The sequence below is a fragment of the Microcystis sp. M083S1 genome (genome assembly GCF_020246405.1).
Classification (GTDB): domain Bacteria; phylum Cyanobacteriota; class Cyanobacteriia; order Cyanobacteriales; family Microcystaceae; genus Microcystis; species Microcystis aeruginosa_C.
On the sequence record NZ_JADBTB010000208.1, the window covers coordinates 1 to 9,107 of the forward strand.

Below are 9,107 nucleotides of genomic sequence, written 5' to 3' on the forward strand. Positions count from 1 at the left end.
AACTCGACCGACCCAACTGCAACAAAAAGCGTTAGATTTATTGGGAGTTTCCCTGATTTGTACCCAGTAACGGGGTGCTGTAAATTCTCTTAATCCCTTCTACAGCACAGGTTATGGCCTTTTGTCAACGGGGAAGTCCAGTTATACAAAAATTAAAGAAAGAACTCTTGACAATTGAACGCAAATATGCTGAGATGAAAGCACAGAAAAGCCTTTATGTGGCCAGATTGCGATCAGCGAGTGCCAGTCAAAAAGCCCAAGAAATTATGGGCAGTTTGAACAGCAGTCAGATGGGAACTATTTTCGAGAAATTAGAAGCAAAAGTCCTAGAAGCCGAATCCCAAGCCGATTTAATCCAGTATAAAGACCCCTTAGAGCGACAATTCCAAGATTTGGAGGGACAAAAACAAATTGAAGCGGAATTACTCAAGTTAAAACAAGAAAACTTGGATGGGTGATAGGGAATTATAAATTATGAATTATGAATTATGAAGTAGGGTGTAGGGTGTGGGGAAAAAAAGCTGTCTCCTGACTCTTGACTGTTGACTCCTAACTCCTATCCCCTATCCTAGCTCCCGTGGTTTATATTAGAGAATGAGCCGTTAGGCAAGATGGGAAATTTTAAGAACAGTTAACTGATTTAGTACACACCGAGAGGAACAAGAGCGTCATGGGTTTATTCGATCGCCTTAGCCGAGTTGTCCGAGCTAACCTCAATGATATGGTGAGCAAGGCTGAAGATCCAGAAAAAATGCTGGAGCAAGCTGTCAGTGATATGCAAGAGGATCTAGTACAGGTACGTCAAGCGGTTGCTAGAGCGATCGCAGAACAACGACAAACGGAACAAAAATACAGCAAAGACCAGTCAGAAGCCAATAAATGGGAACAAAGAGCCAAATTAGCCCTTTCTAAAGGGGATGAAACTCTCGCTCGGGAAGCTCTTAAACGCAAGAAAGATTGCACGGAAACCGCCGCCATTCTCAAAAATCAACTGGATCAGCAAACGGTACAGGTAGATAGTCTGAGAAAAAACTTGATCGCGCTCGAAAGTAAGATTTCTGAGGCAAAAACCAAGAAAAATATGTTAGTAGCTCGCTCCAGAGCCGCAAAAGCTAACGAACAAATCCAGAAAACCCTTGGCAGTATCAATACCAGTAGTTCCGTGGATGCTTTTGAGCGCATGGAAGAAAAAGTTATGCAGTTAGAAGCCAGTAGTCAAGCGATCGGTGAAATCACTGGTAGCGACATGGAACGTCAATTCGCTGCCCTAGAATCAGGTAGCGATGTGGAGGATGAATTAGCACTGCTAAAAGCACAAATGTCCGGGGGAGTATTACCCCCCAGCACAACTTCTAGTCAACCCACTTTACCCCAAGCAACCACCGTCAGGGATTCGGTAGTGGATGCAGAATTAGAGGAATTGCGATCGAAGTTGAAAGAACTGTAAAACTTTGAGAGCGTCGAGACGTACCATCTACGGTACGTCTCTAGTTATTAATTAATTTTGTTGTTGAGATAGGGAATAAGCTAAAACGCATTTTAACCGCCTATCCTTAGATTAGTTCTCTCCTCCGACGTCGGGGTAGGGTTGATTCATGAATCAACCCTACTATGAACTAACCCTAACATGAATTAACCCTAACATGAATTAACCCTAACATGAATTAACCCTAACATGAATTAACCCTAACATGAATCAACCCTACTATGAATCAACCCTAACATGAATTAACCCTAACATGAATTAACCCTACTATGAATTAACCCTAACATGAATTAACCCTACTATGAATTAACCCTAGGGGCAAGGGGGGGTGTTGCCTCTTGGCTCATCTCAACAAGCAATTTAAATACTTAACATCTTCTTAATTGCTAGTCATAATTAACCATCACTATTATGCGGGATGATTTATCTAATTTACGTTCCTCAATTATCGAAGTAATTGCCTTACAAAAAAGAGCCGAACAACAGTACAACCAGGCACAAGCTGAGGTTTTAAAATGGCAAGAAAGAGTTAAACTCGCCCTAGATAAAGGTGATGAGTCTCTGGCACAAGAAGCTAATATAAAGAAAAAACATCACATTAATACCGCAAATATTATTAAAAATCAACTGGAAAAACTGAATATCCAAGTTGATAAACTGAAAGAAAAATTGCCAATTTTAGAAAGAAAGATTAACCAACAAAGTCTCGGCAGTATAGATACTATTTACCCTTCAGCTTTTGAGCGCATGGAAGCAAAATTTATGCAGTTAGAATCCAGTAGTCAAGCGATTGGTGAATTGAGTCCTAGCGACATGGAACGGGGGTTCTTCTAGATTCTGTGTGATAAGTTTAACTTACTCTATGATCGATCGATCTTTGTGTCCTTTGTGTCTCTGTGGTTCGTTCCACTCACTGCCCCAAGACTGTATCTTAGAATACATTTTACCCACCAAACCTGGGAGAGCCGAACGGGTATTCGTTGGACTAGAAGCGAGTAGCGATGTGGATGATGAATTAGCACTGCTAAAAGCACAAATGTTACTGGGTAACACTGCCCATCCACCCACCCTCAAGGATTCAGCAGTAGATGCAGAATTAGAGGAATTGCGATCGAAGTTAAAAGAACTGTAAAACTTTGAGATTGTCGAGACGTATTACAGCCCTTCTCATCAATATGAAGTATAGCCTAATCTGGTATCTAAGACCGAAGACTGGCTAATGTTAACCGTTTTGGCGTTTCCCAGAATAAAAAATTCGTACCTCATCATTAGAAAAAAATCCCAAACAATGCCGCTCAAAACCCTTTAATTCTGAAGATAATCCTAAGATTCAGCCCGAAAAAGAGCCAGAAAGGTGAGGATAGCTAGGATGGAAGTGAAAAGCAATTTTGACTCGAAATTATCCCAAGGGATCGATCGCATTTAACGAAACCCTTACCCTAACAGCATAAGACAAGAGAAGGACTTACTAAGGAGAAACCCAGCCATGAAAATCGGCGTAATCAAAGAAAGTGACCAAGGCGAGGCGCGGGTGGCGCTAGTGCCGGATACCGTCGCCCGTTTAGTCAAGGCGGGATTTGAGGTAATGGTCCAAAATGGGGCGGGAATTAGCGCTAACTTTGCCGATAGTGCCTATAGTGCCGTGGGAGCCGCCCTGAGCGAAAACAGCGAATATATCTATGAAACTGCTGATATTATTCTCAAAGTCGTCCCTCCTAGCGATAGCGAGATCGATCGCCTGAAAAATGGTGGTATCCTCATCGGCTTTCTCGATCCCCTGCGGCAACCCCGGCGCATTGCCAAATTAGCCGAGCGCGGGATTACAGCTTTGAGCATGGAATTAATTCCCCGCAGTAGTCGCGCCCAGAGTATGGATGCCCTCTCCTCTCAGGCTAACCTCGCCGGTTACAAAGCGGTACTCCTCGCCGCCGTTGAGCTGCCGAAAATGTTCCCGATGATGACTACCGCCGCCGGTACGATCGCCCCAGCCAAGGTGCTGGTATTGGGGGCAGGAGTTGCCGGATTGCAAGCTTGCGCCACCGCCCGCCGTTTGGGGGCAGTGGTGGAGGCTTTTGATATTCGTCCCCAAGTCAAAGAAGAAGTACAGAGTGTCGGGGCGAAATTTATTGAAATGCCCCTAGAAGAAGATACCGTCGCCGATAACGGTTATGCCAAAGAGGTTTCTCTTAGCACACAGGAGCGCATTTGTCAAGCCCTAACGGAACCAATTAAGCGGGCTGATGTGGTGATCACCACCGCCCAAGTACCGGGGAAACAGGCCCCGCTGCTAGTCACCAAAGAAATGATCGCCACCATGAAAGCGGGGTCGGTAATCGTTGATTTAGCGGCGGAACAGGGCGGAAATTGCGCCTACACCCAACCGGGACGAGAAATCATCGAAAATGGGGTAAAAATCGTCGGAGCCGTTAATCTTCCTGCCACAGTGGCCACCAATGCCAGCCAGATGTACGCCAAAAACCTGCAAATGCTGCTACAGCTTCTAGTCAGCAAAGAGGGCAGTTTAAACCTCGATTTTGCCGATGACATCATTGATAGTGCCTGTGTCACCCACGCTGGCGAAATCCGCAACCAACGCATTAAATCCGCCCTCAGTGAACAGTTATCCGCTTTTTAGCTATCAGGATTCAGGAGGCAGGAGTCAGGAGTCAGGAGTTAGGAGTTAGGAGTCAGGAGTCAGAAGGCAGCTTTGTTCTCCCCACTTCCCACTTCATAATTCATAATTCATAATTCCCACTTCCCCAATCCCCACTTCCCCAATCCCCACACCCTATCCCCTATTTCTTTAACCAATGACTGCCCAACTTTTAACCGCTTTAGTGGTATTTGTCCTCGCTTCCTTTGTCGGTTTCGAGGTGATTAACAAAGTTCCTCCCACTCTCCATACACCCCTGATGTCGGGAGCGAATGCAATTTCAGGTATCGCCGTTGTCGGTGCGCTCCTCATCGCCGGAGGCACGGATTGGCACGAATTAACCGTAATTTTAGGGTTAATTGCCGTTATTTTGGCGATGGTTAACGTGGTCGGTGGTTTTGTCGTTACCGATCGAATGCTGCAAATGTTCAAGAAAAAAGAGGCTAAATCATGAATAATGCCCTTATCACAGGGATCGAGTTATCCTATCTACTCGCCGCCATTTTATTTATCATCGGTCTTAAACAATTATCTTCCCCCGCTACCGCCCGTCAAGGCAATTTTCTGGCTGCCATCGGGATGCTAATCGCCATTATTGCCACCTTAATCAATCAAGAAATCCTCAGCTATGGTTTAATCGCCGTGGCGTTGGTGATTGGCTCAATTATCGGTCTAGTTTCGGCGCAAAAAGTCCCGATGACAGCTATGCCCCAAATGGTGGCGATTTTTAACGGTTTAGGCGGTGCTGCCAGTGCTTTAATTGCCATGGGCGAATATTGGCGTTTACTGCAAAGTGGTGAAAATATTGCCTTTGACTCGATACTGATCGCTATTTTGGGTGTATTGATCGGTGGTGTCACTTTTACCGGTAGTGTCCTCGCTTTTGCCAAATTACAGGAATTAATCAGTGGCGCCCCCGTAACTTTTCCTTTCCAACAACCCTTTAACATTCTCTTGCTACTCACCTTTTTAGGGGGTAGTGTCTATCTCTTTTTTGATCCCACCTCGATCGATGTTTTCCTGACCTTGGTGGCACTTTCCTTAATTTTCGGGGCTTTATTCGTGCTTCCCATCGGCGGCGGCGATATGCCCGTGGTTATCTCCCTCTTAAACTCTTTTTCGGGACTTGCCGCCAGCGTGGTCGGTTTTATCCTGATGAATAGTATGCTGATCATCGCTGGTGCTTTGGTGGGTGCGTCGGGGATTATCCTGACTCAGATCATGTGTAAAGCCATGAATCGATCGCTGGCTAGTGTACTATTTGGGGCATTTGGTACAGGTGCTAGTGCTGGGGGCGAAGCGAGCGCCACTTCTAGCCTTGATAAATCGGTTCATGCTATTGATTCAGAAGAAGGGGCCATGATGCTCGGTTATGCGCGTTCTGTGGTGATTGTACCCGGTTACGGCATGGCAGTGGCCCAAGCACAGCACGCAGTGCGAGAATTGGCTGAACAGTTGGAAAAAAATGGCGTTGAGGTTAAATATGCTATTCACCCCGTCGCAGGAAGAATGCCAGGACACATGAATGTATTACTGGCCGAAGCTAATGTTCCCTATCCGCAACTCTACGATATGGATGATATTAATCCTGAGTTTGAGCGCGTCGATGTGGCCTTAATTATTGGGGCGAATGATGTGGTTAATCCCGCTGCCCGTCACGATAAAGCTAGTCCGATTTATGGAATGCCAATCCTCGACGTGGATAAGGCACAGCACACGATCGTGATTAAGCGCAGTATGCGATCGGGTTTTGCCGGGGTAGAAAACGAATTATTCTACAATCCCAAAACCTTTATGCTCTTCGGTAGCGCTCAAGATGTGGTAGCACAATTAGTATCACAAGTCAAGGATTTGTCATAATTCTTGACAAATAGGACGGGGTTTTCACCCCGTCTTTTTTTTATCCGATTTTCCAGAGTTTAAAGATAATCGAGAACTAATTCCCCTTTGCTCACTTTTTCGGTAATTAAAGTTCTGACTAACTCTAATTCTTCTAGGGTCACTTTACCATCAGACCTCATAGCTAGGGCGATTCTTTCCCTTTCCCCTTGAGTGATCACGCCATCAACACTAGCCTGTTCTATAATAGCCCGTAACTTTTCTAGTTCCTGTTGTTCTTCGGCGGTTAATTCTGCTTGATTAGGGCGAGATATTTCCATAAAAATTTCTCCTTGAGTGATCAACACAAACTTGATAATTTTTTTCTAAGTAGTAGAACCCCTGGCAGTTATCCCCAGTCAGCATCGGCAATCAGGGACGATGCCTAATCCAGTTACACTTCATATTTTATCAGAACCCTAGGCCGCTGCACTGCCCACCCATTTATCTTTAAACCCTATCGAGAAAACGGGTTTCTCGAAAAAACCCGTTTTCTGTAAATTTATGTTATGGAAGTCTTGAAAAATTGGGGATTGTTGGGCTAAAACTGTTAGCAATAAACTTTTGCAGTTAATGTCATGACTTCTACCCTTTTGCCGAGCCTTCCTGCTGTTGACGATGTTTTGTTCAATTTCGCTCAATCTGATGGTTTTTGGGCGAATTTAGAAACCGCTTTTGGAGCAAGTTATGATGTGGTTAAGGCGACAGAACTACAACAGCAGTGGAAAAGCCGAGATTTCACTCAACTTCCTGAGATTGAGGTTGTCAGTGATGAGGTTTTAGGAAAGGCGAATGGTGCTTATGCGATCGCTCTTAAGGAGATTTACTTAGGGTTAGCTGAATATCAGTGAAAGCTTTGCTAGAAAGGGGTTTAGGTTTTTTGGTCAAGAAAAATGCCAGAAACAAACCGAGAGTAGTTCACACTCTTATTTAACGGTGGTGGGCAATGTCTATCCTGGGAAAAACTACGGGGTGAGCAATATCGGTCTTCGGGCATTTAAACGAATCCCGCACGGGCCTGTCACAGAGGAGCGTGCGAGCAGGTAATCGGTAGAGCGCCCCGTGGTTTTGTCCTTAACGGTGAAAGTGATCGAGCCATCTGACGACTGTTCGATACCGGCCGGTCCCTCTAGAAAAGCTCCCTCTCGAACGGTAGCGACCGGTTTGAAAGTGCCTTGTATTTCCACAAAAAGGGACTGACGGGTAATTCCCCACAACGGCTCCTTATCCACTTTTTGAAACAAACTCAACCAACTTCCGGCGAGTGTCTTGGGAACAGCGATCGCTATCGCCAGTGGCCCTGCTTTTATTTCCCTAAGAAAAGGATCGCGGAAACGACCAGCGTTAGTTACGAAAGTTCTCCCAGAGTGAGTGCTGTCGATGTACCACCCAGTTATACCGTTCCGACTCCGCGCACTTTCTCCTGAAAGTATGGTGGTGACAGTAATCCCATCGTAAAAGAACAACTCATCTTTTATGCCTCTGAGCAAAATACCTCGTAATCGCGGGACATCATAAACGGGGTAAACAAGACTAGCACCCCGTGCGATCGACCCCATCTCTTTCGCTTTTCCAGCAATGATCTCCAAGGTGGTGAGGGATGATCGTCCCCAAAATGTAGCGGGATGACCAGTGATCAATACGCGATCCAACGCCTGGCTGTAAACTCCCTGAGCGATGATACAGTTACCCCAGAAACGATGCCAAAACGAGCAGGGTCGCTCGTAGAGTTCGGGAAGTGCCTTCGGTGTACCAAGGGTAGGGGGGTTAGCATTCAGATCGAGCCGGGCCATGTAATCGATTTGTCCTCCATCGATCCAGAGCCAACCATCTTGTGTCGAAACCAGAGCGTCAATCTGGCCGTAATCGTATTGCGGGGCCCTCACCGATACCAGAGGCGTTGGAGTGCCTTTCCGTTTCAGTAGCAGGGTATCGACACCGGAGACGACTACCTCCAACGATTGGCCCCGCATTGGGATTGTTACTCGTGCTGTTTTATTCGGGGATAATGTTAATCTCGTCTCGGGTTTTCGCTCTACTGGTGAGAGGCAATATTTATCTAAAGGTTCGGCTATAACTTGCGGAATGTTAGCGACGAGAATTAAAAAAAACAATCGAAAAATAGGTCGCCACCCATTCCGATAATCATACCGACCACCCCAAGAATGGCTAAATAACATAAGCGGTTTCTGTGACATTTTCCCGAAGCTGATTGCCTGCCTTCTCGACTTGTCCTTATCCTACATTCTCAACAGAGAAAACGGGTTTCTCAAAGAAACCCGTTTTCTGTATAATCTTAATTTTTGTTACAGCACCATTGAAAAATTGGGGATTGTTGGGCTAAAACTGTTAGCAATAAACCTTTGCTGTCAGTGTCATGACTTCTTCACTGTTGCCGATTCTTCCTGCTATTGACGATATTTTATTCAATTTTGCTCAATCTGATGGCTTGAGTCAAGCTAATCAGGTGAATAGTGCGAGAAATCAGCGTTTAACCGCTACCGTAGTTTTCCTCGATGCTGGTGTTAGCGATTATCAAAGTCTCCAAGCTGGGGTAATTCCAGAAGTCGCCACCGTTATTCTCACTCCCAATCAAGACGGAATCGAACAAATATCCGCTTTTTTACCACAAAATCCCCAGATTACCACCACCAACTCTATTATTAAATCGGTGCGTTACGCTATCGCGCTTCACAGCCTACGAGTAAGCAAACAACTCAAATGAACCCAACAACCGCCAATTATGATGAACCCTGGAAAGAAGCATTAAGCGAGTATTTTGAAGCATTTTTACATTTCTTCTTTCCCGAAGTTCACCAACTAATTGATTGGACAAAAACTCCCGAATCCCTAGAAAAAGAACTCAAACGGATTACCGCTTCAGCAAGGACAAAAAAACGTTTCGCTGACAAACTTTATAAAGTCTGGTTACTCAGGGGTGAAGAAGTCTGGATTTTGATTCATATTGAAATTCAAAGCCAATACGAAGAAAATTTCCCTCAGAGGATGTATATTTATAACTATCGTGCCTTTGATTTGTATCAGAAACCAGTTATCAGTCTCGCTATATTAGGAGATGAACGAGTAAAT

At 45.1% G+C, this 9,107-nt stretch carries 10 protein-coding genes and 2 pseudogenes; 10 read left to right on the forward strand and 2 right to left on the reverse strand.

Annotated elements, in window-relative coordinates; translation table 11 throughout:
- Positions 1-140: 140 nt before the first annotated feature.
- From IM450_RS19120 to IM450_RS19150, 7 genes and pseudogenes are all read left to right on the forward strand, one after another.
- Positions 141-458 (forward strand): annotated as a pseudogene (locus IM450_RS19120) (PspA/IM30 family protein); the annotation flags it as partial.
- Between the two features lie 212 nt (positions 459-670).
- On the forward strand, positions 671-1,447 hold the full coding sequence (locus tag IM450_RS19125) for a PspA/IM30 family protein (RefSeq protein WP_002801277.1): 777 nt from the start codon (positions 671-673) through the stop codon (positions 1,445-1,447).
- 450 nt (positions 1,448-1,897) lie between these two features.
- Positions 1,898-2,320, forward strand: a complete 423-nt coding sequence (locus tag IM450_RS19130; protein ID WP_287668713.1) for a PspA/IM30 family protein — start codon at positions 1,898-1,900, stop codon at positions 2,318-2,320.
- A gap of 28 nt (positions 2,321-2,348) precedes the next feature.
- Entirely contained in the window at positions 2,349-2,618 is a 270-nt protein-coding gene (locus IM450_RS19135) for a hypothetical protein (protein ID WP_353736975.1), read from the forward strand.
- 354 nt (positions 2,619-2,972) lie between these two features.
- A complete protein-coding gene (locus IM450_RS19140) occupies positions 2,973-4,121 on the forward strand; it encodes a Re/Si-specific NAD(P)(+) transhydrogenase subunit alpha (protein ID WP_002801274.1) in 1,149 nt (382 codons plus the stop codon).
- Between the two features lie 175 nt (positions 4,122-4,296).
- Positions 4,297-4,593 (forward strand): NAD(P) transhydrogenase subunit alpha, encoded by a 297-nt coding sequence (locus IM450_RS19145; protein WP_002733247.1) that lies wholly within the window; start codon positions 4,297-4,299, stop codon positions 4,591-4,593.
- Entirely contained in the window at positions 4,590-5,999 is a 1,410-nt protein-coding gene (locus IM450_RS19150; protein WP_287668718.1) for an NAD(P)(+) transhydrogenase (Re/Si-specific) subunit beta, read from the forward strand. Before IM450_RS19145 ends, IM450_RS19150 begins: the two co-directional genes overlap by 4 nt.
- 59 nt (positions 6,000-6,058) lie before the next feature.
- On the opposite strand, the gene IM450_RS19155 is transcribed toward IM450_RS19150, so the two are convergent.
- Complete coding sequence (locus tag IM450_RS19155; RefSeq protein WP_002757689.1) at positions 6,059-6,298, reverse strand: hypothetical protein; 240 nt, start codon at positions 6,296-6,298, stop codon at positions 6,059-6,061.
- Between the two features lie 297 nt (positions 6,299-6,595).
- Here IM450_RS19155 and IM450_RS19160 point away from each other — a divergent pair, with 297 nt between their 5' ends.
- A complete protein-coding gene (locus IM450_RS19160) occupies positions 6,596-6,868 on the forward strand; it encodes a hypothetical protein (RefSeq protein WP_287668722.1) in 273 nt (90 codons plus the stop codon).
- A 114-nt stretch (positions 6,869-6,982) separates the two neighbouring features.
- On the opposite strand, the gene IM450_RS19165 is transcribed toward IM450_RS19160, so the two are convergent.
- Entirely contained in the window at positions 6,983-7,990 is a 1,008-nt protein-coding gene (locus tag IM450_RS19165; RefSeq protein ID WP_287668724.1) for a hypothetical protein, read from the reverse strand.
- A 404-nt stretch (positions 7,991-8,394) separates the two neighbouring features.
- Here IM450_RS19165 and IM450_RS19170 point away from each other — a divergent pair, with 404 nt between their 5' ends.
- Together IM450_RS19170 and IM450_RS19175 are read left to right on the forward strand one after the other, a co-directional pair.
- The gene (locus IM450_RS19170) at positions 8,395-8,742 is read left to right on the forward strand and encodes a DUF4347 domain-containing protein (RefSeq protein ID WP_287668726.1); all 348 of its coding nucleotides are present in this window, start codon (positions 8,395-8,397) and stop codon (positions 8,740-8,742) included.
- Positions 8,739-9,107, forward strand: a pseudogene (locus IM450_RS19175) (Rpn family recombination-promoting nuclease/putative transposase); the annotation flags it as partial. The gene IM450_RS19170 and the pseudogene IM450_RS19175, both read left to right, overlap by 4 nt.

What these genes read in the sequence shown, in the direction of transcription:
- IM450_RS19125 (WP_002801277.1), top strand. Translation starts at nt 671, where the DNA reads ATGGGTTTATTCGATCGCCTTAGCCGAGTTGTCCGAGCTAACCTCAAT.
- IM450_RS19130 (WP_287668713.1), top strand. Translation starts at nt 1,898, where the DNA reads ATGCGGGATGATTTATCTAATTTACGTTCCTCAATTATCGAAGTAATT.
- IM450_RS19135 (WP_353736975.1), top strand. Translation starts at nt 2,349, where the DNA reads ATGATCGATCGATCTTTGTGTCCTTTGTGTCTCTGTGGTTCGTTCCAC.
- IM450_RS19140 (WP_002801274.1), top strand. Translation starts at nt 2,973, where the DNA reads ATGAAAATCGGCGTAATCAAAGAAAGTGACCAAGGCGAGGCGCGGGTG.
- IM450_RS19145 (WP_002733247.1), top strand. Translation starts at nt 4,297, where the DNA reads ATGACTGCCCAACTTTTAACCGCTTTAGTGGTATTTGTCCTCGCTTCC.
- IM450_RS19150 (WP_287668718.1), top strand. Translation starts at nt 4,590, where the DNA reads ATGAATAATGCCCTTATCACAGGGATCGAGTTATCCTATCTACTCGCC.
- IM450_RS19155 (WP_002757689.1), bottom strand. Translation starts at nt 6,298, where the DNA reads ATGGAAATATCTCGCCCTAATCAAGCAGAATTAACCGCCGAAGAACAA.
- IM450_RS19160 (WP_287668722.1), top strand. Translation starts at nt 6,596, where the DNA reads ATGACTTCTACCCTTTTGCCGAGCCTTCCTGCTGTTGACGATGTTTTG.
- IM450_RS19165 (WP_287668724.1), bottom strand. Translation starts at nt 7,990, where the DNA reads ATGCGGGGCCAATCGTTGGAGGTAGTCGTCTCCGGTGTCGATACCCTG.
- IM450_RS19170 (WP_287668726.1), top strand. Translation starts at nt 8,395, where the DNA reads ATGACTTCTTCACTGTTGCCGATTCTTCCTGCTATTGACGATATTTTA.